Origin of the sequence: Fischerella thermalis PCC 7521, assembly GCF_000317225.1 — a bacterium.
GTDB classification, from domain to species: domain Bacteria; phylum Cyanobacteriota; class Cyanobacteriia; order Cyanobacteriales; family Nostocaceae; genus Fischerella; species Fischerella thermalis.
Map to the genome: position 1 here is coordinate 62,412 of NZ_AJLL01000070.1, position 23,147 is coordinate 85,558.

Below are 23,147 nucleotides of genomic sequence, written 5' to 3' on the forward strand. Positions count from 1 at the left end.
CAGTTCAAATATGTAGAGTTTAAGATTATGGCATAAACTATATCAACAGGTGATTCTGTATACATCACTGTACTCAATCAATATTATTCCCAACTAAATTCCTTTATGAACATTTTGATGTTATCTTCCACTTTTCCTTATCCGCCAACGCGGGGAGGAACTCAGGTGCGAACGTTTAACTTACTCAAGTATCTTAGTCAACGCCATGCTGTTACTCTTGTAACTCAAAGAGAAGTTGATGTCACAGATGCAGAAATTACAGAGTTACAAAAGTGGGTAAATAATTTAGTTGTTTTCAACCGTCCTCCTGATTCAGGAAGTAGTGGCGGTGTAGTAAAGAAAATCCAACGATTTACTAGTTTTGTGCAAGATGGGATTCCGCCGAGTGTCTTAAACCGCTATTCTGGAGAAATGCAAGAGTGGATTGATAATTTTGTACAGGCAGGAAAATGTGATGTGATTACCTGCGAACATAGTGCTAATGAAATTTATATAAAACCTCATTTTCAAAAACAGGTAAGAACTATAGTTAATGTGCATAGTTCTGTTTATGGAACCTGTCGTAACCAATTAGAAATTGGTATTTCTGAAAATCCTTGGCGAGATAAAATCAACTTACCTTTGTTACGACGTTACGAACAAAACTACTGCTCTAAATTTTCAGCCATTGTTGCGACTACACAAGAAGATCAAATTCAACTGCAACAGTTTAATCCTAATGCTGAGATGACTGTAATTCCTAATGGTGTAGATTTAGAATCATTCCCTTACCGCACCAGTGATCCGGGAGGACATCGTTTAGTTTTTATCGGTGCGATGGATAATTTAGCAAATATTGATGCCGTTTGCTTTTTTAGTAATGAAGTTTTACCAAAAGTTCAAGAACTTTATCCAGATGCAACTTTTGATATTGTTGGTTCTCGTCCTGTACCAGAAGTTTTAGCACTGCAAGCAAAACCAGGAATCACTGTGACCGGACGTGTACCTTCAATGGTAGAGTACTTGCACAAAGCCACTGTTTGCGTTGTACCCATGCGGACAGGATTTGGAATTAAAAATAAAACCTTAGAAGCCATGGCTGCTGGTGTTCCAGTAGTAGCAAGCGATCGCGGTTTAGAAGGATTAGCTGTAGACGGCGCAAATGTTCCACTCACTGCACTACGAGCAAATCATCCAGCTGAATATATTAGTGCCATTAGCCACCTATTTAGCAACTCACAACTACGGGATGAATTATCTTTCAACGGTAGACTATTGATAGAAAATGAATTTACTTGGGAAAGCGCAGGTAAACGCTACGAGCAAATATGTATTGAAAAATTGAATTAAATAGACAATCACAACATAAAGAGTGCGATCGCATTTCCTTCCCTAAGCCTCTAATATTAAAAGTTTTTCCTTATCTTCCCCCCCAATCCCTGATTGAGGGGGATTAGTTCAACGTGAATTCAAGAAACCTCTCTCTTTTAATAAACCAGGAAGAAGCCAATTGGATGTGCATCAAATCACGTTAATTCAACTTTTGCAACAAGTCTAGTTATTGCTTCATTGAAGGTGTGGCAATAAATTCATTCACTCGATCCAAACATGCATTCAACCCGGCGGCAAATTCATAGCGGCTGAGGGGACGATCGCCACGATAAGTTCCATTGGGATAACCTGCAATGCAACCATATCTTTCTACTAAAGATTGCAATGCACTAAATGCCCAATCTGTGGGTTGGACGTCCCGCAGTTGAGATACTGATGTCACTTGTGCCATCGGATCTTCAACAGAAGCAGGAGAACTAACAGAAAAACTCTCTGTTGCTTCTCCCGTCTTGTCTGTGGGAATAGCGATCGCTTGTGTCGGTAATCCGTTGACTACCGTTACTAATAAGTACGCAATTACCCTACTTTGACTTTCGTTCAACTTTTTACACTTCGCTCACACACTCTCAACGATAGAGCTTATTTAAAATATCTTTTTAACGTCATTCGTAAAATTACTTATTTGTACAAATTTACACTTCTTTTTCTAGGCAATTTCTTGAGAACGCGAGTATAAAATAAAAAACTCATCAAAAATCTCGCTATATTTTACTGAAAATAAAAGTATGGTTAACCGCCCGCCAAACCCAGCACCAAAACCATCTGCTACCAACACTACTAAAAAACGAATTGTTAAAAAAGCTAAGAAAATTGTCAAAACATCCCAGCTTCCCACAGAAAATTCTCAACAAGGTGGGCGTCCGGTTCTGCGTCGAAAAGTTAAGACTAAGAAAACTTCCTCTGGGTTGGCGTCAAAATTAGCGATCGCCATCTTACTAGGTAGTGCTTGCTTAGTCGCGGCTTTTGCTTGGGTAAGTATCGAATTGATGATCAATCCTGATAAAGTCACTTGGTTAAATAAACTTCTGCCTGCATGGGTAAAATCTCTTACCCACGACGAAAATCCCCAAACCCTACCACAAATTCAATCTGCCCTGGAACAACAAGGTACTATTGCCGGAGATATCCTCCCCCTAGAAAGCGGTGAAATAGAAACTTTTTTACTGCCAGTTTTCAAACAAGCTCATAATTGTCGATCAGATTGCCGAGAAATTGTGGAACTGAGAGTTTATCAACTTTCACAAAACTTAGAACTAAAATCAAAAGCTGAAAAATACTATACTCTGGCAACTCAACTATCTATCACTGGACCAGAAGAATCATTTGTCGTTTCTCCCTCTGTTGATGCTACATCTGAAAACCAAGGTTCCAACTTTGTTTTACCAGTCAGGGAGATAGGACGCTTGGAAGGTGAGACATCATCTTCTGGTATTTGGCTTTATGCACAGGGTAAGCACCAGCAAGAATCACAAGCGATCGCCTATGGTTACATTTTTCACTACAACCCCAAACGCACTAACCTACAACTGATGTTGTCTTGGACAAGTCCTTCTGGACAACTCCCAAAATGGCAGCAGGTAACTGGTGGTGGTGCAAAAGAACTAGTTGTAGATCAAACAGTAGGCTTGGAACCCCAACTCAATATCTATCAGGTTAAACCATCCAACTTTGTCCTCAACCCCATCCAATTAGAACAAATTTCCCTGCAAACACCCGCCCTCAACGATGCTGCTTACCAAGACGCCCTTTTGATCGCCAAAAGTGGACTATGGACACCAGCTTGGGAATGGTTGCAATTCATCCAAAAACAGCGTCGGGACAAAATACCAGCAGCAGCACAGGCACAAATTGACATGATTCGCTTGCACTCTCAGCTGACCAAAGCCCAAGCAGATACAACTTGGGCCAGTCCTAGTCAACAAGTACTGGCAGATTTAATAGACGGTCGTTGGGGAAAAGCATTACAAGTATTTCAGGCGTCACCACAAAATGCTCAAGAAATCGTTACCTTGCTTAAGGCAGACAGAGGAAGATTGTGGAATCGCGTCGAAACAGCCTTACAGGTCAATCCCAGGCGACCAGAAGTGCAAGCATGGGGAGCTTTAATAATAGCAGTTCAGCAAGGACAAGAACGTGCCAACACTTTCCTAGAAGGGCAAACTCAAATCACCAAAGAATCACTAGCGTACATTCAAACTCTCCTAGCACAGGTGATCAGTGAACAGTGAACAGTGATCAGTTATCAGTTAATAAGTAACTGGTAACTGAATTGTAATTATCAGGAAAATTCTCAATATTTTTTAGTAGCGATCGCTAAACTTACAATTCCTAAGTCTATTTACGTTACTGCTAGAGAATGCCAATTACTAAGAGTTCCGACACTGACTGCTGACAACTGTTACCCAGAGCCACAATTTCACACTGACATCTCTAACAGCACTTGTTACAGACAAGTTTTGTTTTTGAGGTACTGCCTATTCTTCTTTATCAATGGCTGCCAATTTTTGCATCTTTAAATGTTGCAACTGCTGTAGCAGACAATCTACTTCTGCCTGCAAGTGCATAAATTTGACTTGCTGATCTACTTGATTAAAACACTTTTCTAGCTTTTTTGCCCAAGTAGCATGGGATTCACGTTCAGAAATACCAGATGTAGACATTGCTTACTAAGTCACCCGTAACTTACTCACACCATTAGAGATATTATAATAGGCAAGTTTAAAGAATTGTTAAAAAAATATATAATTTTCCCTTGCCCTTGTAACTCATTTTGAAATATGTAGTTAATGACAACAGAAAAATCACTTTGTTCCTTAGGAATTGGAACAATCGCAAGTGTTGGGTGGTGGGGAGATGGGGTTGTGGGGGAGGTATGAGGAGTGTGAGGAGTGTGAGGAGTAAACAACCAACAACCAACAACCAACAACCAACAACTAACCACTAAAGAGTTATGAAACTTCCACTAATGATGGTACTTGTGTGAACACCAGTCAGAGTAGCTAGGATGTCACAATTGTCAGCGACACTAATACATAGTATCGTTATTATCTTGAGCGATCGCCAGATTACTAAAGGTGAGTCCTTTTGACAAAGCGAGTAAATCCACGCCGACGGTAAGGAGTGTCAAAAAATGTCGCATAAACCTTTCCAGAGAGACATCTAAAACGATAAACTGACATTCTACGAACTAGTTGTTTGTTAGTGGTTTGCAAACAACCAACACCCAACAACCAACACCCAACAACATTTAACAAGCCCTGAAAACTCGTGACCTTGAGCCTGTCTGCAACTACATCTCATCGCCAACCCTGGCCCGGACTCATAGAGCAATATCGCGACTACTTGCCTGTCAGCGAAACAACACCAGTTGTCACCCTGCTGGAGGGTAACACACCTCTGATACCAGTTCCTGCGATCGCACAACGCATTGGCAGACAAGTACGTGTTTTTGTCAAGTATGACGGTCTTAACCCAACTGGTAGCTTCAAAGACCGAGGTATGACAATGGCAATTTCCAAAGCCAAAGAAGCAGGGGCCAAGGCGGTAATTTGTGCGAGTACAGGCAACACCTCAGCAGCAGCAGCAGCCTATGCTCGACGTGGGGGAATGCGTGCCTTTGTATTGATTCCCGATGGTTATGTAGCGCTGGGTAAATTGGCGCAGGCACTCTTGTATGGTGCAGAGGTACTGGCAATTAAAGGCAACTTTGACCGTGCCTTAGAAATTGTCCGGGAAATGGCGCAAAGCTATCCAGTCACATTGGTGAATTCAGTTAACCCCTACCGCCTAGAAGGGCAAAAAACCGCAGCATTTGAAATAGTAGATGTTCTTGGTAATACTCCTGATTGGCTGTGTATTCCTGTGGGTAATGCGGGAAATATCACAGCATATTGGATGGGATTTTGTCAATATCACCAAATTGGGAAGTGCGATCGCCTGCCTAGGATGATGGGTTTCCAAGCAGCCGGTGCAGCGCCCCTTGTCAAAGGAGAACCCATACCCCATCCAGAAACACTCGCCACAGCCATTAGAATTGGCAACCCCGCCAGTTGGGAAAAAGCAGTAGCCGTCAAATCAGCCAGTATGGGAAATTTCCACTCTGTCACTGATGACGAAATCCTCGAAGCCTATCGCCTATTGGCCTCAGAAGAAGGAATTTTCTGCGAACCAGCCAGTGCTGCTTCCGTCGCAGGCTTATTGCAGGTCAAAGACCAAGTTCCCACAGGTGCAACAGTAGTTTGCGTCCTCACAGGTAATGGTTTAAAAGACCCAGATACAGCCATTAAACACAGCAACAGCCAATTTAAACAAGGCATTGAATCGGAAGTCCACGCTGTAGCTGCGGCGATGGGATTTTGAGGTTGCTGCGCCAAATTAAGAGTCTAATTCATGTCTAAGATGGACTGGTAAAGCAATCTAAGTGTTGTTTACAAACGAACACAGATGCACACAGATATACACCGATAGTCTATCTGTGTGCATCTGTGTTTATCGGTGGTTGATTTTTAATTCTTCACTTCCTACCCAGTGTCTCCCACTACAACTACAGACTTGCGGCACAATATATTTAACTGAAAAAGTGGGGAGTAAGCTTAGATGGCTATTAATCTTCAGCAAGCATTAGAAGTCGGCAAATATATCGTCACCCAACGTTTGAAGGGACGTAAGCGTTACCCCTTGGTTTTAATGTTGGAACCTCTATTTCGTTGCAACCTTGCCTGTCCTGGCTGCGGCAAAATTCAGCATCCCACAGATATACTCAAGCGTAACCTAACTCCACAGGAGTGTTTTGCAGCAGCAGAAGAATGCGGTGCGCCTATAGTCTCTATTCCTGGTGGGGAACCACTGCTGCATCCTCAAATTGACGAGATTGTGCAAGGATTGATTGAGCGCAAAAAGTTTGTTTACTTGTGTACTAATGGCTTGTTATTAGAAAAGAGCTTAGATAAATTTCAACCTTCACCTTATTTGACGTTCAGTGTACATCTTGATGGAATGCGAGATTGGCATGATCGTTGTGTAAATCGCAAAGGTGTCTTTGACACTGCGGTGCAAGCCATACGTGCTGCGAAAGCCAAAGGATTTCGCGTTACAACTAACACTACTGTTTTTCAGGGTGTCGATTCTAAACAAATGCAGGAGTTTTTTGATTTCCTCAGTACCATCAACATTGATGGGATGATGATTTCCCCTGGTTATAGTTATGAGTGGGCAAGCGATCAAGAACATTTTCTCAAGCGAGAACAAACACGGGCTTTATTTAGAGAAATTTTAGCTCCTTACAAAGCAGGTCAGAAAAACTGGAACTTTAACCATAACCCACTATTTATAGATTTTCTCACTGGAGAGAAAGACTATGAATGTTCACCTTGGGGTAGTCCGAGTTACAGTGTTCTGGGTTGGCAAAAACCCTGTTATTTATTAAATGAAGGGCATTACGCCACCTTTGATGAACTGATGGAAAAAACCGAGTGGCAAAAATACGGTCGTGCAAGTGGTAATCCCAAATGTGCAGATTGTATGGTTCACTGTGGTTATGAACCCACCGCCGCCACCGATGCGATGCAACCACAGAATTTAGTTCGTTCTATTGGTAGCATATTTGGTTAGACTTTGTAGTGATATCATGTTCGCTTAAATACTTATACTGTCGCGTGGGCTGGTAATAGGTAATGGGTAATCGGTAATCGGAAAAACCAATGACCAACACCGAAGCATAATATTGTAAGCAATTAACCGAACTTGATATAACTTAATAATGTCCAGCAATCTCAATTAGCCCAAAACTTTGCCCTAAAATAAATTGTGGCTAGTTGCTGAAGTCAGCTTAAAGCTGACTAACTAAGACTTTCAATCCAAACACCTTCCTTTCTAGGGAAGGGATTGGGGATTAGATTCAATTTCTGGCATTATGTGTGTTTACGCTGAAGTTTTATAGTTTTACAACTACTTTGCCGCAATTTTTACCACTGAGTAAATATTCAACTGCTGTGGGGATGGATTCTATACCGTGAAATTGGGTTGGATCAATGGCTACTTTAAGTTGATTGGTATAGAACAAATTTAACAAGCGATCGCGTGCTGCGGTAGCATATTCTTGATAAAGAGGCATAAGAAAACCCCGTACAGAAGCAGCTTTCCAAAAGAGTTTGTGATATATACGAGGTTGTGTGACTTGTTCTAAATCTTTGCCATATTCGGAAATAAAACCAACTACAACTAAACGTCCTCGGATTGCGAGATTTTCTACACAAGTATCAAAAACTTGTTTTCCGACACAATCAAAAACTAAGTTAATACCGTTGGGATATTCATTTCTGAGGACTTGATTGAGATTTTCGCTGCGGTAGTTAATAGTGCGATCGCAACCCAATTTTTGTAACAATTCCGCTTTCACTTGTGACCCACAAATACCAATCACATGATTACCAGCTAACTTTGCCAACTGTACCGCAATATGTCCTGTTCCCCCTGCTGCTGCTGTCACTAAAACCACTTCATCACTTTTCATTTCTCCGACTTTTTCTAATGCTACCAAAGCTGATATTCCGGTAGGCATGAGAGTTAGTACTTCTGGTATTGCTTGGCGAACTTTGACTGCAAGATTAGCATCTATAACTTGGTACTCACGATAACCTCCTCCCCGCACTGTAGTTACAACAGCATCACCTACTTGGAAATCTTGAATATTATCTCCTACAGCAACAACTTCACCGACAGCTTCTACACCTAAATCAAAAGGAGGAGTTAAGTTAACATAGGGGACTTTACCTTGGCAAAGTAAGGTATCAAAACCAGCATTGATCCCAGCAAACTTATTTTTAATTAAAAGCTGATTATTATCAGGTATAGGAATAGGAATTTCTATAATTTCAACAGCGGATTTAAAATCTTGACTAATTTGCTTCCCTATTAACTTTCTATAGGTTTTTGCCATCCTAATACAAATTTTAAGTTTAGCTTTTATTTCTGAAGACGCCAACTAAGTAAATTGTAGTGGGCTGATAAGACTAAATTTGTGCATTAATAAACCGCAGAGAACACACCAGATAGAAAAAGAGATTTATTGCACTATTTTAACCTTGCCACGCCACTACTTACTGTTAACTGCTCACTGATAAGGCTTTATCCCACTCCAACTGATGAGCTAAACCATACTTAATAAAATCTTCTTCTTTGGCTTTATCACTTTTCCCAAAAACACCCAAACTGTAAGGATTATCTTCCATTCTTTGTGCGACTTGCTCTTTTTCAAACTGAATCGCTTCTTTCCTAGACCAATCCGGTTTAAAAAAGTCCACAACTAAGACAGTTCTATCATAATTAGTGTAATTATGCGGACAGTGGGGATAGCTATGATCTAAAACCATGAATTCCCCTTCATGCCAATAAAGCTTGTCATGGCATATTTTCATTGCCACATCCCCTTCTGGCACAATCAATCCTAAATACCCACGATTCATGTGAGGATTATAGTTCACATGCAGCTTAATATCTAAGCCTGGATGGAATGTACCAAAATACACATTTCTAAGAATATTATCTTCAACAAAATTGACTTTCTCTATAACTTTAGCCAAATTTGAAAAATATTTTTCTCTTAACGTAACTGCCTTATTTACAGCCTCATCTATTGCATAATCTGGGTATTGAATTTGATGAACTTGAATATATTCTTCAATAAACAAACCTTGAAATAAAATCCCAAAAGCACTATATTGTGCACTACCTTTGGTTTTAATCGTTTTACTCTTAGGCCCCAGAACATCATAAGTGAACTTTAATTCTTCTGGAGATGCATTGTGAATAAAATGTGTAAACTCATCTCTAATCACTTGCCAATTCTCTTGAAGGCTGTTGAGAAAAGGAAATTGCTTTGGATCAAGATGATACTCATTAAAACTTTCCATTATCTTTTCTCCTGAAGACGATTGCATAAAAAACTGTTACATAGTGGTAGTTAATTGTAAAACTTTTGATAAGTTTGTAGTTAGCACTTTAGTGCTTAAATATTTAACGGTTAAAGTCTTGACTGCAAACGCCTTTAACCCTTAGTGCCTTAGTGTCTTAGTGGTGAAATCACCAACCACAAAGACTCCAAGACACAAAGAATATTTATCCTTTTTGGTATACAAAGTTCCTGAGCGCTACGTATCATTTTTGAGCATTAAATAAAACTTTAGGTTCTGTACTCATTTTAGTCCGAGGTATACTGTGTCTGAAGCTCCCGTATTAGATAAAATTATTAAAAATGTGCGGGTAGTGCGTCCCCATCAGGATGCAGTCGAACTGGTTGATTTGGGAATTAAGGATGGGAAATTTGCCCAAATTGCACCTTATATTAGCCCAGACGAAACCAAAGAGGTGTTTGATGCCCAAAATTTGCTGGGGTTTCCTGGGGTTGTTGATGCCCATATGCACATCGGTATCTATCAACCACTTGACCAAGATGCGGTGACGGAAACCAAAGCAGCAGCAACTGGAGGTGTGACTACCAGCCTGAATTATATCCGTACAGGGCAGTATTATCTCAACAAAGGCGGCTCTTACAGAGATTTTTTTCCGGAAGTGTTGGCACTATCACAAGGGAATTTTTTTGTTGATTATGGTTATCATATTGCCCCAATTAGCGCGTCTCATATCGATGAGATGCAAATGCTATTTGAGGAATATGGGATTGAATCATTTAAAATTTTTATGTTCTACGGTGGCTATGGTTTGCATGGTCTTTCCGATCAACAAAATCTATTTTTGATGATTAATAAAGAGGAAAGGTATGACTTTGCTCACTTTGAATTTATCATGCGTGGTCTGACCAAGCTGAGGGAATTGTATCCCGAAGCAAGCGATCGCCTGAGTCTCAGTCTCCATTGCGAAGTAGCTGAAATCCTTAACGCCTACACCAAAATTGTCCAGCAAGACTCCAGCCTCACTGGTTTAAAAGCATATAGTGCAGCGCGTCCGCCTCATTCTGAAGGGTTAGCCATTTGCATTGCTTCCTACTTGGCCCACGAAACTAATTGTCTTAATATTAATTTGTTACACCTCAGTTCCCGCAAAGCAGTAGAAGCTGCTTTGATGATGCAAACAATCTTTCCTCACATCAATTTTCGTCGGGAAGTAACTGTAGGACATCTTTTATTAGATATAGATACACCTACAGGCAAATGGGCAAAGGTGAACCCCCCCATTCGTTCCCGTGCAGAGGTAGAATACCTGTGGCAGGCTGTACTTAATCGCCAAGTTGATTGGATTGTCAGCGATCACGCTTGTTGTTCAGCCGAAAAGAAAGCCTCTCAGAAAGATCCGAATAATATTTGGTTGGCTAAATCTGGCTTTGGTGGCACAGAATACCTACTTTCCGGTGTTTTTAGTGAAGGTAGCAAGCGTGGTATGTCTTACAATCACATGGCCGAGTTATTAAGCTGGAATCCTGCACGGAGGTTTGGGTTAAGTTCCAAAGGTGATATTGCTGTTGGTTACGATGCAGATTTGGTGCTGTTAGATCCTAATGAAACCTTTGTTGTCCGCGCGACTGAGTCGGAGTCACAGCAAGGTTATACCCCCTTTGAAGGATTGGAGTTAACTGGACGGGTAAAAACAACCTTTTTGCGAGGGAATTTAATCTATCACAACGGACAAGTTCTAGGTTCACCAACTGGACGCTATTTGAAACGCTTGATGAGATAGTAGTCGAAGTGTCGAACTAGAAGGTGGAACCCTTAAAGAATACCCGAAACATTACTTTGTCTAATCATTAGGTATCTCCAGGTGCATATGACAAGACTGTACTCACTTTTGATAAATCTCTATCAACTCGAATCAAAAATAAGCAGCCATCATCTGTTCTGTGTTTGGGAATAGTACTAAAACTTGGACAATACAAAAAGTGGTCTTTTAAGAACCTGTAATCTCCTACATCACAATATCCGGCTAGGCAATAACCTTCTTCGTTATAACATTGTATTTCTGGATATTTACTTTCATAATGGGGCAAGATAGCAAGTAGCCACACTCCCCCTCCATTACTATCTTTCCTTAGCCACTTCTTATTTGCTTGCACAAATTGCACAGTCTCTGTCTTGCCCCACGCTAATAATTTACTATCCAATGCTGGAATAAAATCACTTAAATTAGCATTTGGATGATTGTTTTCGGCATTTCTATACTTAAGAAAACCATTCTCCATCCAGAGGATTTCAACTTCTTCATCACCTAACACTTTCCAAGGCCCAAATTTTACTCCTGCTGGAATAAAAGAGTAACCATGCTTGCTTAACCGCCACTCGCCTACTTGAATTGCACCCTTAAGGACGAATATCTCTAAATCAGCTGTAAATATACCAGAAGGAGCTTCAAACTGGGTTGGTAGAACTACTCTAGAAGTTGATGCACCACATTCATCATGCCATGTCAACAACCGACGTCTCCCAGAAATTACTTCCTCTGGTATTCCGTTAATTCGCCACTTGCACTCTTGTTGCACAGCATTAGTGTCAAAAAATTGGTATTGACGAGGTAAATATTCTTTGGAAATGGCAGTGCGTCTTCCTGAAAGATTCATGCGCCCTCTACCATCTCCACCCCAATCCTCTTTGATAGATGGTGTATGTAAAAATTCATCCGGTTGGTTTTGCATGAGTGTGGTCGAATACTTCTACTTTTATTATCATGCCAGCAGAATAAAGCAGAGCGATCGCATATGAAACTAATATTTAGAATAATGATTGAATCGGAAGACCAAATCCCCAAGAATTCCTAATTATTAAAAATAAAGCTAGTACCCCGAGAAAAAAAGCAGTTGTTTGCATATCTTGAATAAAACAAGAAAGTTTTTCCCGCCAGAGTCCATAGAGATTAACTAAGTATAAAGGTAAATCACTAAATGCAATCACAATAATTGCTCCTAATACATTGAAGTTTTGATATGCTAAAGGTACGCCCAAAGCTATGATTCCGAATCTAGCAAAATTACTCTGGGCTGAATATAGGGGCTTCCCAATAGCTAACAAAGCAGGACTGGTAGTGTAAAATAGCAAAGAAAACCAAATGCCACTACATAAAACAGGCATCATCCAAGTGGCTGTTGCGTATCTTCGATCATATAAAAATGCAACTACTAAATCTCCAACAGTTATTAAGACTGCTAATATAATTGCAGATCCTAATAGAATTAATCGCCGTTGAGGTAGAATTTTTTGTCGCAAAGTAGCCCTCGGTAAGTGAGATTGTTGAGAGATTGCAGGAAAAATAACTCTAAAGCTAAGTTGTCTGATCACATCTCGAGGAATACTGGCCAGAGTATACGCTACTGTGTATATACCTAATATTTCAAATGACAATAGCTTAGCTAAAACAAGGCGGTCAGTTTGTTCAGCAGCAAACATTAATGTTGATGCGATAAACATCCACTTACTAAAAGAAAGAATTTCTTTAACTGCTTTTGGTTCCCATGCCAAACGATTAGAATATTCTGGTATTAACCAGTAGCTACTAACCAATTTATATATTCCTGAAATTACTATTGCGATACCTAAAGACCAGATAGTTGGATACAACCAAACCAAACCTATGAGCGTAGAGAAATAACATACCTGAAAAAGAAGTTCATAAATAGAAAGTTTACCCAGTTTCATCTGACGATGCAGAGTGTGTAAACTGGTAGAGTTAAAGCCTTCAATAAACGAAGTAAATACAACAATCGGAATTAACCATAGTAAACGTTGGTCGTTGTAAAAATTAGCTATTGGAAACGCAAGAATTAGACCAACAAACCAAATGACTGCACCACGAATTACTTGCAGAGTCCAAATAGTATTTAAAAAAGTCGGTTCATCACCTCTTTTGCTATTAACTATATTTTGAGCAACACCTATGTCTGAGAAAAGCTCCAGACCCATTCTTAAGGTATTTACTAAAGCCATCAAACCAAAAAACTCTGGTTGTAGTAAGCGAGTCAAAATTAAATTATTGCCAAATCTTAGAATTTGAATACTTCCGAAACCAACAATAGTCCAGATTGCTCCACGAATAGCAAGTTTTTTTATAGATGTCATATTTTTAAAGGCAAATACTTAAGCCGTAATATCTACTGTCTTCACTTTGTGTTCTCTGTGTCTCAGTGGTTTATCAATTTATTTCATAACAGAGAACACATCTATATCAACTTGAAACAGAAGTTGTTACTGTTTCACATGCAGTCAAAGAAACTAGATTTTCTGGAATACAGGGACGAATTGGTTCTACATGTCCATTCAAAGCACTTTTCATGAGACGATACAATCGTGCAACTTCATAGTGGATGTTAAAATCTGTTTCTACTTTGGCTCGACCTAACGTGCTAAATTTTACTCTAAGTAAATGATTGCTCAGTAATTTTTCTATACACTCTGCGAGTATATTGGGTTCACCAGGTGGAACAAGGTAGCCATTCACGCCATTTTCTACTAATTCACTGATGCCTGCTATCTGGGTAGCCACCACAGGTACACCAGCTGCCATTGCTTCCATCAATACTACTGGTATTCCTTCTGCAAAGCTAGACATCACAAAAACATCTGTTTGCTGAAAATATTTGCGTACCTCAGCCTGAGATTTATAGCCAACAAAATTGACGTTTTGAGTTAATTCCAAATCAATGGTCAATTGTTCCAACTTTTGACGGTCTGGGCCATCACCGACAATTGTTAAGATGATATCTGCATGAGTTTGTTTTAATAAAGTTAAGCTCTCCAGTAATATTGGTAAACCTTTCGCCTCTGCGAGTCGACCCACAAACAGTAGGCGTTTTCCTGATTCATTGTGAGAAACCATATCAAACAATGCTGGATCAATACCGCAATGAATAATATGCATTCGATTCCACTTTTCAATAGGTGCAAAAATCATGCCCTGACTACGAGCATAGTAACTTATACAACATACAAATAGCGATCGCTTGATTTTTTCATCCAGCCGCCATTGATATGCACGCAAGAAGATATACGGGCCATGAAGTGTAAAACTGTACGTAAAACCACTCATTTGGGCAGACAGCATGGCAACAGTACCACTAGCTTCCGCAATATGGTTATGCAGATGGTTAATTTGTCTTTGTTTAATTTCTTGAGCTAGAATACCCGCTTCTAAGAAGTAGAAAAATTGATATAAGCCGCCTCGTAACCCTGGCTGACTGGTTATGAATGCCAGTTTGATAGCCTTGAGATATCTTTTAGGGGAAGCCAGCAGTAAACTCAGGTGTGCCAAAAGTAAATGGATTGGGTTTGGGGGGAGAATGTAGAAGGTGCGATCGCGTTCTTGTTTTTGTTCTGGTCCAACCATATGTCTATCATCTGTGCGCCTAACGGAGAATGTGTGTACATCCACACCCATTTCTCGTAGGGTTATGACTTCTCTCTGGATATATGTGTCTGTCGCCCTGGGGTATTCTCCAGTTAAGTAAGCAATACGCATACAATCAACCTCATAGTGATTTTTAGTTATTAGCAAAAATATAAACAACGCAGAAATAAAAGAAGCTTAGACATGCAACAAACCAGCATCGCTACAACTACGTTCTAAGGCAGTAACCAATGAATACTTTGGTTTCCAGTGCAATACTTGCTGGGCGCGAGTGTTGCTATAGTGTAAAGGCTTGAAGCGGGCGTGCAATCTTGCTGGTATAAGAATGTGAGGTAGTTGTATCTTACCGGCCAAAAGCAATTGGTTACACAGGCAAATTGAACGAGCCATAAGGCGCATTACCGTCCAGCTGATGGTAATAGTACTAGGTGAATTTGGTATTATTTTTGCTAATTTCTGTGCATACACATCCTGAGTTGGCAAATCGTTATCGACGATATTCAGAGTTTGACCAATCGCCGCGTCACATTCGGCGGCTGTGACAATCGCTTCTGCACAGTTTTCTACATAAACCAGAGGCATTTCAGCCTTAGCACCAATGCGAATCCAGAAGCGATCGCTAACTTTAGCACCAACAAGAGCATTCCACAAATGTCCTCGCCCGTAAATCATCCCAAGGCGGAGAATCGTCACCTTTCCACAATATTTTGCCTCAAAATCACGCACAATCTCTTCTTGCATCAGCTTCGTCTGGGCGTAGACATCCCGTACTGGAGGTTCGCACTCAATCGGTGAATCTTCAGTAATGGTTTCACCAGACTTAATTCGCAGGTAATCAAAAACTGCAAAGGAACTAATAGCCACTAATCGTAACACCCCGGATACAACCATGGCCTTCAGTAAGTTCTCTGTCACCACCACATTACTGGCATACTGAGTAGCAAAGTCACCCTTTGTAGTTCCTGCTATATGTAGTACCACATTCACACCCTGCAATGCAGCAACTATGTTATCTAACTTTTGTTCCTGTAAATCTACGCGTACTAATTCCAATCCTGGATGATTACACCAAGGCAGATTTTCATTACTTGTTTGTCTTACAACAGCGCGCACCTGAAACCCACGTCGCAGTGCCTCAGCAACAGTATACTGCCCAAGGAAACCAGATGCTCCTGTCACCAGTAATTTCATACACACATAGCCTCAGTATATTTTCAAGCTTACGTCGAAAGTGAATTGCACAAGCCATTTGGCATAACGAACACCGATAATCTATCTGTGTGTATCTGTGTGCATCTGTGTTCGTTATTCATTGACTTTTTGTGGCTGTAAGTCATTTCATTAGTCCAATATTTTTTGGGAAGGCGAACACCGATAAACACCGATAAACACCGATGATTTATCGCCTTGCACTGTGTACCCTACGGGAAGCCGCGTCAAGTGCGTCTACGATTTTTCAAACATAAACTTTGGCGCAGATACAAAAAATTTACTTTGCCCAAGGCATTGGTTTAATAGGCTCAAATGTAGTGGTCAATTTATAAGCAGAACCTGTATCTAGGGAATTTTGAATCGCCAGTACAATTTCATTGTTGTGCAAACAAAATTCAGGCGACAATCGGCAAGGTCGCTTTTCAACCATTGCAGCTGCCATATCTGCCACACCTCGACAAAAATCCATACGCTGAGCGCCTTTATACCCAAGGTAGGGAGCAGGCTTCACTAAGCGATAATTTTGCTTGCAAACGCCTTCTAGTCTCTTGCGACGAATATTCATACTGCGCCGGATGTATACTGGCGCTCCGTAATACCAGGAATCATGAATGCCAAGTATACCCGTATCACCAATAATCCTTAAAGAGTGGTCATGGGGCGCCACAATACTGCAAGTTAATCTGGCAACGACACCGGAGGCAAACTTAATGCAAGCTACAGAAAAGTCTGGAGCTTTCACATCTAATGGTATATCAGTTTGTTTATCTGGAATTAGACAAGATGAAAAAGCAGTAACTGATTGCGCAGGGCCAAAGAATGCAGTCAGCCATGTTACATAGTAGCCAGCGTGTTCTAAAGTGCAACCAACTTCAAACTCATCTTTATAAGGCCAAGGAGTACCAGATTCACTCACCCATCTTTTGTAAGGCATGAGGTGGACTAGTCCATCATCCATTTCAGCATAGACAAGCCGGACTGTGCCAATCTGATTTTCTCGCAGTGCTTTCCAAATTGTCTGAGCTGTTTCACTTAATAAACTGCATGGCGCTGAGGAAAGATATAAATCCTGCTGTTGGGCTAATTTGACTAATTCCTCAGCTTGCCACATCTGCATTGCTAGAGGTTTCTCAGAATAAACGTGTTTACCAGCTGCTAAACAAGCTTGAGAAACAGAGTAGTGACTGCTGGGATTAGTTAAATTTAAGACGATATCAACTTCTTTATCATCAAGAAGTTCTGTTAGGGAACTGTATACACGAGGAATAGCATAATATGCAGCTAATTTGTAGGCACGCTCACTGATCCGATCCATTACCCCTACTATCCGTAATTGCGGATGAAGTGAAAGTGTTTTCAGGTAATAATCTGCTACATAGCCACAGCCAACAATCGCAATGGATTTTCGATGTTGCTCATCCACGAGCTTGGCTTCCCTCGGTTTGCTGACAAAATTAGCAGCTTTGGTCAAAGTTTTAAACAGCATTAAAATGCTCCTTTGTATTCGACTATAGTTGGCTGTAGTTTGAATAACTTGAGTAAGTAAAATTGGCTCTGACCAACTAATTGAGGATACTTACCTACGATACAAAATAAGCCGTAGGTGATCGCATCTTTTGCACCAAAACCTCTAGACCTTGTATACCTGTATGCTCGGTAGCCAGAGAAAAGATTGGCTAGTAGTAGTAACAGTATACTTAACCCATGAGTCGGGAAGAAAGTAGCGATCGCCAACAAAGGCAAAACCAAACTCCATACCCAAATCCGCAAACTTTCTTTTAGCCAATGCCGTTCGGGACTGCGACCGTGTAGCCAAGCTCCTTCTGCATAACCATAACCACTGCGAACTGAGCGTTTCCACCACTGACCAAAACGAGTCATTTGCCCATCATGCCATGACATGTCTGCATCGACACGTAGAATCTTACCACCAGCTTGTCGCAGGCGCACACACAGTTCTGGTTCTTCGCCTGCAATCAAGGATGGGTTGAAACCTCCTACATTTTTAAAGGCTGCTACTCTCATCATCGAATCACCACCGCAGGCTTTAGCCTCACCTACAGGAGTATTCCATTCAATATCTAACAGGCGGTTGTAGATAGAATTGTCTGCAAATTCCTCCCGACGGCGACCGCAGACCACCACAACTTCTGGATGAGTTTCTAATTCAGATGCTGCTGTTTCTAACCATCCCTCGACAATCCAGCAATCTCCATCTACAAACTGCACATATTCAACTTCTGGCTTGACTTGCAATAGATACTCAAATCCAGCATTTCTAGCACGACCTGCGGTAAAGGGAATAGATAAATCAAGTTCCACAACATGAACGCCAAGAAAATGAGCCAACGCCACACTCGCATCTATTGATCCAGAATCAACATAGACCACTGTTGTCCCTTTTGCGATGACTGATAGTAAGCATTGATGAAGACGTTTTCCTTCGTTACGTCCAATGACAACAACTCCAATTAAATGCAAATTTGTACCTCCTATAATTAATTAATGAACCGCCATAGACGCCAAGAGCGCCAAGAGTCAAAACACACACTCTGCGTTCCTTTTCGCAACCTCTGCGATCCTCTGCGTTTTATCAAATATTTAGGATGTTATCAATTTTCGTTTCTTTTGCGATTGTTTCAATAAAGCTGATTGCGGAGGCTGAAACCCTAATGTGTGATAATGACTTTTGTTACTAAGAGTAAAAGCGATGGTAATAAACAAAACCCAATAAATATTAGGTTGATACAATAAACAACTTTCTGTTATATTATTAATAATCAAAAATATCAAATACGCTAAAGGCCAAATTTCTTCAGGTTTATTACTAGCATATCCAAACTTTAGAGCTTTAGCGAAAGTCCTGAAATAACAAATGAAAAATAACAATAAACCAATTAACCCAATATCAAGTGCCGTATCAATAAAGCCATTATGACCGTGAGGTGGAACCCAGCCAGTACCAATTGCTTGGGTTGCTTCAAATGCGTAATTACTTTTAGGAGCCCAAAATGCACCACGTCCATAACCTAAAAATGGTCTTTCCATTAATCGATTTAATGCCACCTCCCAAATAATTGTCCTGCCTGTGATAGTTGGATCTCTGCCTAAACCAGTAATTAGTTCTACCCAATAAGTAAAAACTAGTAAAGAAATACATCCTAAAAATAGAATTGTCAGGTCAAGAAAAATAACACTGACTTTCCCTTGCCAACGAAAATTTTTATAGAAACTAATGATTGATAAAAGTAGAAAACAAAGAACTAAAGAAGTTCTAGAAGTTGATAACAATATAAAAAATAAAGATAAAGCAAATCCACCCCATCTGTATATTAGTAAGCTATCTTTAGATAAAGATAAAAAAGCTAATGAACTTAAAACCATTAAGCTACCAAGATAATTTTTATGTCCGTATACCCCTTTCCAGGCTCCTGGATGATCTACCCAGTGTCTACCAATACCAGGAAATGCATATACAAAAATGAAGCTCATAAACATACCTATTAATAGAGTATAGGTAATAATTTTGATTTGCTCTTTAAAGCTAAATCTGATAGCAAAATATAAAGCAAAAGTGGTCATCATCCAGATATCTCTAGCATTAAGTAAGGTATAGTCTGGAAGCTCTGACCAGATAAATGAAAAATAAGCTAATACCGATAATATAAAAAGAATTTTGTTACGATTGATGATCGCGATCGCATCCTGCCAAACCAGAACAATTAGAAAGGTAAATATCCCCCAAAGCGAGAATCTGATAAATGAGACAAAGATTTCCGGTAGAATTGTACCCATTGATTCGGGACTAAATATCCCTGAAAAAAAACTTAAGCCTAAAATAAACAACCCTTTCTCGGCGAATTTGAGATAATTAACGATAATTTTTTGATGATTCATATCATTTTGCTTAAACACTTGTATGTTCGTTGAGGTCGGTAATTGGTAATGGGTAATGGGTAATGAAGATACTGATAATTTTCCAATGCCTAATGCCCAAGCTTTATCTAGTAAGCAATTAGCCGGACTTGATATCATTTAGTCTTATCCAAAGAAAGATAAATTTGGTTATATGTATATTTACAACATTGAGTTCGTATGATTAATTTTAATTCCTGTTTAACCTCACCCCGCCTTCGGCACCCCTCTCCGAACTCGCGGAGAGGGGTAGGGGGTGAGGTTTTTAAACTTACTTATGTTTTGTCTCTTTCAGTGCGAATCCACAGGCTTTGAGGCTGAACTAAAAAATTAAAATACACAGGAAGCTTCCAAAAAATATAGACAGGAATCGTTAAAAGCTCGTGTAAAGGTAAATCTTGATAGGCGAATTTACTCCAAGCTATAAAGATTGACATCAAGACACACAATCCAGAACAGATAACGACGATTACTGGTATCCATACTCCTGTAAGTACGCCAAAAAGTAGAGAAAAGGTCATCAATACTGACCAAATCATAACTAGCAGAGATAGAGGCGGTACGCATAAATCTAGAGTAGTTACCAACAAATCTAGCCTTTTTTGATTGACTACTTGTTGCAGCAAACGGGGAACGTAAGTCTGCATAATTTGCAAATGACCGTGTTCCCAGCGAGTTCTTTGAGTTTTGGCTGCTTGTAACTGCTGTGGTAAATAGCCAGTAACTTTTGCTTCTGGACAAAATAGTGGTTTGTGTCCTGCGATCGCCAAATCTAAGCCTAGTTTTAAGTCTTCGACAATGTGACCACTTGCTAAATTGACTGAGCGAATAACTGACCAAGGGAAAGCCATACCTGTACCATACAACAAGCAAGGCATTCCTAAGCGAGTTGAACCCAAAGGACGAACTAAGTTTTTGATGATGATCGAAAATTGGGAAACAAGGTCTTTCGATGACTGAGAGTTTTTCTGTCTCAGCATTAAATAAGTAGCTTGTACTGGTCGATTTGTGGCGATCGCATATTCACTCAGTTGAGCGATCGCACCCGGATACACTGTACAATCAGCATCAATAATCACAACTACGTCTGGTGGTTCAGACTCTATAAACTGTAAGCCGTAGTCTAGAGCGTATCCTTTACCTTTACAGATGGAGTCATGGCGTTCAATCACCATAGCACCTTCACTACGCGCAATCTCAGCTGTCGCATCACTGCAATTGTCAGCAATCACAATCAAACGGTCTTGTGCTTTCAACGCAGGTATGAGTTTTTCCAGCGTCGAACGAATCACAACTTCTTCATTATGTGCTGGCACTAACACAGTAACTTGAGTATCTTGCCATTGATGTGTGCGATGCCAAGAGGCGATTGGTAACAAAGCAGCAGTACATTCAACTAGAAAAAATAGGCAGATAATCAATAAAACTAAAGTGCTGATTAACAGAAAAACACCACCAAACAAAGCCAAAAACTGACTAATTGACATGGCACTGCTACCTCTATTAGTGATATCGAGTAAGCCTAAAATCCTGCCCAGAACTCAACTTCAGCGGCTAATAGCTCAACTCCATTTTAATGGAGTGAACTTCCTATCTAGTCTTCTTTAGAAGACTTTCGCTATCAGCCTGCGATTTGAATCGCAGGCGGGTTATTACTTGTTGCATAAGCCGGGGGAAAGGGTTAAAAAAATTGAAAAATCCTTTCCCCTTCTGCCCTATTGCCTTCTACTTAATAATCTTTGCCGGAATACCAACTGCTGTTGCTCCTGCTGGGACATCGCATAAAACCACAGCATTAGCACCGATTCTGGCATAATCGCCAATGGTGACATTGCCTAATATTTTTGCACCAGCGCCAACTTCAACTCCTTTACCTAATCTAGGCGCATCATAGGGACGATCTGGGTAACGACTTCCGAGAGTAACTCCTTGACAAATTTGGCAGTCATCATCAATGGAGGCGTAGGCGTTGATGATGATTGTTCCTTGATGGTGAATAACCACACGACGACCAAGCTTGACTGTGTAAAGTAGTTCAATTCCGTAGTGATTGCGAATTCTGCGATATAGCATGAGATAGAGAATGCTAAAAGGTATTTGTAAGAGTTTGGGTTTGATTTTCTTACGCCAAACTCCAAAGCGATGAACAGCTACACTGCGGAACCCAGGTAGAGTCCAATCACGCCCGTGGGCTATCCAGTCTTCTTTGATTTGTTGCCAGAGACTTAAATTCGAGTCTTCTGCTGGTTGTTTATTGGCTATCCAGTCTACTTGAACACTCATTGTTTGGGTAATTGGTAATTGTTCTCAATGTGGAAGTTGAAAATAGAGGGCTGTGCGATTGGGTTGTATGAAGCGACTAATTTCGGTGCGGAGGATATGCAAGAAACTAGTTGTGACATGAGCGGGGATGCGTTGTGTAGCAATAAATCCAGCTTGTTCACACATTTTTTTCAATGTCACAGGGGTAAAAGCATTGATATGTTCAAGGGGGTGAACAGCATGAAATTCTGCAAAATTTTGAGGTTGACTAATTCCTCGACAGTCAGGAACTTCGACGATTAAAATTCCTTTGTCAGCAATTGTGGTTGCTATTTTGCGTAAGGTTGCCAGTGGGTCTTCGAGATGTTCTAATACTTGAAACAGTGCCACAGCATGTACTTTATTGATCTGAGCAGATTCTAGAGCTTCCAAATTGTTGAAAACAGAGATACCCATTTTTGCAGCTCGTTCGCTACGCCTTCTGCTGAAATCTATTCCATAGACATCAAAACCAAAAAACTTTGCTAAACAGAGGAAGTATCCATCACCACAACCATAGTCTAGAATGCGAAATTGTTCTGTTGTATGTGGTTCTACTAGTTTTTTGACGCGCAACAGATGCTTGATAGATTGTCGCCCACGTTCAAACAGAGTATCTCGTTTGTTAGTTATTTGATAGTGTGCTTCCATATGTTCGATTTGGGCATCATTAATCCACTCGTCATACAGCTTATTTAATCCTTGGGGTGTGAGAATCCGTTGATGGAAAATCATGCCACAAGTTTCACAACGCACCAAAGAAAAGGTTTCTTCTACCAGCAACGGCACTAAATCTTTGCTATAGTGACATCTGTTAAGAAAAGAACGAGTAGGTTCATCAGTAAATTTTCCCTGCCACAAGGGATGAAGATTGGAGGAACCACAACTGATACAATGCGATCGCTCTCTAAATACAAGCTTTTCGTTAGAAAACTGTTCTAAACGGTTCTTGTTTGTGGTCATGTTGATAAAGTTCCGATTGGAAAAATATAGTTTGTTTCTCTCGG

The 23,147-nt window shown here is 40.3% G+C and carries 18 protein-coding genes and 1 pseudogene; 5 read left to right on the forward strand and 14 right to left on the reverse strand.

The annotated features are described in order from the left end of the window. Window positions 1–105 precede the first annotated feature (105 nt). The gene (locus UYK_RS0115345) at window positions 106–1,329 is read left to right on the forward strand and encodes a glycosyltransferase family 4 protein (RefSeq protein ID WP_009454726.1); all 1,224 of its coding nucleotides are present in this window, start codon (window positions 106–108) and stop codon (window positions 1,327–1,329) included. A 226-nt stretch (window positions 1,330–1,555) separates the two neighbouring features. Here the strand turns inward: UYK_RS0115345 and UYK_RS0115350 are convergent. Continuing rightward, window positions 1,556–1,912: pseudogene (locus UYK_RS0115350) on the reverse strand (iron uptake porin); the annotation flags it as partial. Window positions 1,913–2,096: 184 nt separating this feature from the next. Between UYK_RS0115350 and UYK_RS0115355 the strand changes: the two are divergent. Continuing rightward, on the forward strand, window positions 2,097–3,599 hold the full coding sequence (locus UYK_RS0115355) for a hypothetical protein (RefSeq protein WP_009454729.1): 1,503 nt from the start codon (window positions 2,097–2,099) through the stop codon (window positions 3,597–3,599). A 246-nt stretch (window positions 3,600–3,845) separates the two neighbouring features. Here the strand turns inward: UYK_RS0115355 and UYK_RS0115360 are convergent, their stop codons facing one another. Further along, window positions 3,846–4,031, reverse strand: coding sequence for a hypothetical protein (locus UYK_RS0115360; RefSeq protein ID WP_009454730.1), 186 nt, complete (start codon window positions 4,029–4,031; stop codon window positions 3,846–3,848). Between the two features lie 607 nt (window positions 4,032–4,638). On the opposite strand from UYK_RS0115360, the gene thrC reads away from it, so the two are divergent. Further along, window positions 4,639–5,730 (forward strand): threonine synthase, encoded by a 1,092-nt coding sequence (gene thrC / locus UYK_RS0115365; protein ID WP_009454732.1) that lies wholly within the window; start codon window positions 4,639–4,641, stop codon window positions 5,728–5,730. Window positions 5,731–5,967: 237 nt separating this feature from the next. Then, complete coding sequence (hpnH, locus tag UYK_RS0115370) at window positions 5,968–6,981, forward strand: adenosyl-hopene transferase HpnH (protein WP_009454733.1); 1,014 nt, start codon at window positions 5,968–5,970, stop codon at window positions 6,979–6,981. A 322-nt stretch (window positions 6,982–7,303) separates the two neighbouring features. Here the strand turns inward: hpnH and UYK_RS0115375 are convergent, their stop codons facing one another. Together UYK_RS0115375 and UYK_RS0115380 are read right to left on the reverse strand one after the other, a co-directional pair. Beyond that, window positions 7,304–8,308, reverse strand: a complete 1,005-nt coding sequence (locus UYK_RS0115375; RefSeq protein ID WP_016871712.1) for a zinc-binding dehydrogenase — start codon at window positions 8,306–8,308, stop codon at window positions 7,304–7,306. A gap of 166 nt (window positions 8,309–8,474) precedes the next feature. Continuing rightward, on the reverse strand, window positions 8,475–9,281 hold the full coding sequence (locus UYK_RS0115380; protein WP_009454735.1) for an aspartyl/asparaginyl beta-hydroxylase domain-containing protein: 807 nt from the start codon (window positions 9,279–9,281) through the stop codon (window positions 8,475–8,477). 304 nt (window positions 9,282–9,585) lie between these two features. Here UYK_RS0115380 and UYK_RS0115385 point away from each other — a divergent pair, with 304 nt between their 5' ends. After that, window positions 9,586–11,061: a dihydroorotase gene (locus tag UYK_RS0115385; protein WP_009454736.1), complete on the forward strand. Its 1,476-nt coding sequence runs from the start codon at window positions 9,586–9,588 to the stop codon at window positions 11,059–11,061. A 67-nt stretch (window positions 11,062–11,128) separates the two neighbouring features. Here UYK_RS0115385 and UYK_RS0115390 read toward each other — a convergent pair whose 3' ends face one another. From UYK_RS0115390 to UYK_RS0115440, 10 genes are all read right to left on the reverse strand, one after another. Further along, window positions 11,129–12,010, reverse strand: coding sequence for a DUF4437 domain-containing protein (locus tag UYK_RS0115390; protein ID WP_016871713.1), 882 nt, complete (start codon window positions 12,008–12,010; stop codon window positions 11,129–11,131). 76 nt (window positions 12,011–12,086) lie between these two features. After that, window positions 12,087–13,427, reverse strand: a complete 1,341-nt coding sequence (locus UYK_RS0115395) for an oligosaccharide flippase family protein (protein WP_009454738.1) — start codon at window positions 13,425–13,427, stop codon at window positions 12,087–12,089. A 106-nt stretch (window positions 13,428–13,533) separates the two neighbouring features. After that, on the reverse strand, window positions 13,534–14,823 hold the full coding sequence (locus UYK_RS0115400) for a glycosyltransferase (RefSeq protein ID WP_009454739.1): 1,290 nt from the start codon (window positions 14,821–14,823) through the stop codon (window positions 13,534–13,536). A 66-nt stretch (window positions 14,824–14,889) separates the two neighbouring features. Further along, window positions 14,890–15,903: an NAD-dependent epimerase/dehydratase family protein gene (locus tag UYK_RS0115405; protein WP_009454740.1), complete on the reverse strand. Its 1,014-nt coding sequence runs from the start codon at window positions 15,901–15,903 to the stop codon at window positions 14,890–14,892. Between the two features lie 298 nt (window positions 15,904–16,201). Further along, window positions 16,202–17,410: a Gfo/Idh/MocA family protein gene (locus UYK_RS0115410; protein ID WP_009454741.1), complete on the reverse strand. Its 1,209-nt coding sequence runs from the start codon at window positions 17,408–17,410 to the stop codon at window positions 16,202–16,204. Beyond that, window positions 17,410–18,405 carry a glycosyltransferase family 2 protein gene (locus UYK_RS0115415; protein WP_016871715.1) on the reverse strand — a complete coding sequence of 332 codons (996 nt, stop codon included), beginning with the start codon at window positions 18,403–18,405 and terminating at the stop codon, window positions 17,410–17,412. The genes UYK_RS0115410 and UYK_RS0115415 overlap by 1 nt, the downstream gene beginning before the upstream one ends. 120 nt (window positions 18,406–18,525) lie before the next feature. Then, window positions 18,526–19,959, reverse strand: a complete 1,434-nt coding sequence (locus UYK_RS0115420; RefSeq protein ID WP_235182338.1) for an O-antigen ligase family protein — start codon at window positions 19,957–19,959, stop codon at window positions 18,526–18,528. A 155-nt stretch (window positions 19,960–20,114) separates the two neighbouring features. After that, a complete protein-coding gene (locus UYK_RS0115430) occupies window positions 20,115–21,326 on the reverse strand; it encodes a glycosyltransferase family 2 protein (protein ID WP_016871717.1) in 1,212 nt (403 codons plus the stop codon). A 238-nt stretch (window positions 21,327–21,564) separates the two neighbouring features. Next, on the reverse strand, window positions 21,565–22,122 hold the full coding sequence (locus tag UYK_RS0115435; protein ID WP_009454745.1) for a serine O-acetyltransferase: 558 nt from the start codon (window positions 22,120–22,122) through the stop codon (window positions 21,565–21,567). Between the two features lie 24 nt (window positions 22,123–22,146). Next, on the reverse strand, window positions 22,147–23,103 hold the full coding sequence (locus tag UYK_RS0115440; RefSeq protein WP_009454746.1) for a class I SAM-dependent methyltransferase: 957 nt from the start codon (window positions 23,101–23,103) through the stop codon (window positions 22,147–22,149). Window positions 23,104–23,147: the final 44 nt, after the last annotated feature.

Excerpts from the sequence above, each read along its gene's own strand:
- UYK_RS0115345 (WP_009454726.1), top strand. The coding sequence starts at position 106 with ATGAACATTTTGATGTTATCTTCCACTTTTCCTTATCCGCCAACGCGG.
- UYK_RS0115355 (WP_009454729.1), top strand. The coding sequence starts at position 2,097 with ATGGTTAACCGCCCGCCAAACCCAGCACCAAAACCATCTGCTACCAAC.
- UYK_RS0115360 (WP_009454730.1), bottom strand. The coding sequence starts at position 4,031 with ATGTCTACATCTGGTATTTCTGAACGTGAATCCCATGCTACTTGGGCA.
- hpnH (WP_009454733.1), top strand. The coding sequence starts at position 5,968 with ATGGCTATTAATCTTCAGCAAGCATTAGAAGTCGGCAAATATATCGTC.
- UYK_RS0115375 (WP_016871712.1), bottom strand. The coding sequence starts at position 8,308 with ATGGCAAAAACCTATAGAAAGTTAATAGGGAAGCAAATTAGTCAAGAT.
- UYK_RS0115380 (WP_009454735.1), bottom strand. The coding sequence starts at position 9,281 with ATGGAAAGTTTTAATGAGTATCATCTTGATCCAAAGCAATTTCCTTTT.
- UYK_RS0115390 (WP_016871713.1), bottom strand. The coding sequence starts at position 12,010 with ATGCAAAACCAACCGGATGAATTTTTACATACACCATCTATCAAAGAG.
- UYK_RS0115395 (WP_009454738.1), bottom strand. The coding sequence starts at position 13,427 with ATGACATCTATAAAAAAACTTGCTATTCGTGGAGCAATCTGGACTATT.
- UYK_RS0115400 (WP_009454739.1), bottom strand. The coding sequence starts at position 14,823 with ATGCGTATTGCTTACTTAACTGGAGAATACCCCAGGGCGACAGACACA.
- UYK_RS0115405 (WP_009454740.1), bottom strand. The coding sequence starts at position 15,903 with ATGAAATTACTGGTGACAGGAGCATCTGGTTTCCTTGGGCAGTATACT.
- UYK_RS0115410 (WP_009454741.1), bottom strand. The coding sequence starts at position 17,410 with ATGCTGTTTAAAACTTTGACCAAAGCTGCTAATTTTGTCAGCAAACCG.
- UYK_RS0115420 (WP_235182338.1), bottom strand. The coding sequence starts at position 19,959 with ATGATATCAAGTCCGGCTAATTGCTTACTAGATAAAGCTTGGGCATTA.
- UYK_RS0115430 (WP_016871717.1), bottom strand. The coding sequence starts at position 21,326 with ATGTCAATTAGTCAGTTTTTGGCTTTGTTTGGTGGTGTTTTTCTGTTA.
- UYK_RS0115435 (WP_009454745.1), bottom strand. The coding sequence starts at position 22,122 with ATGAGTGTTCAAGTAGACTGGATAGCCAATAAACAACCAGCAGAAGAC.
- UYK_RS0115440 (WP_009454746.1), bottom strand. The coding sequence starts at position 23,103 with ATGACCACAAACAAGAACCGTTTAGAACAGTTTTCTAACGAAAAGCTT.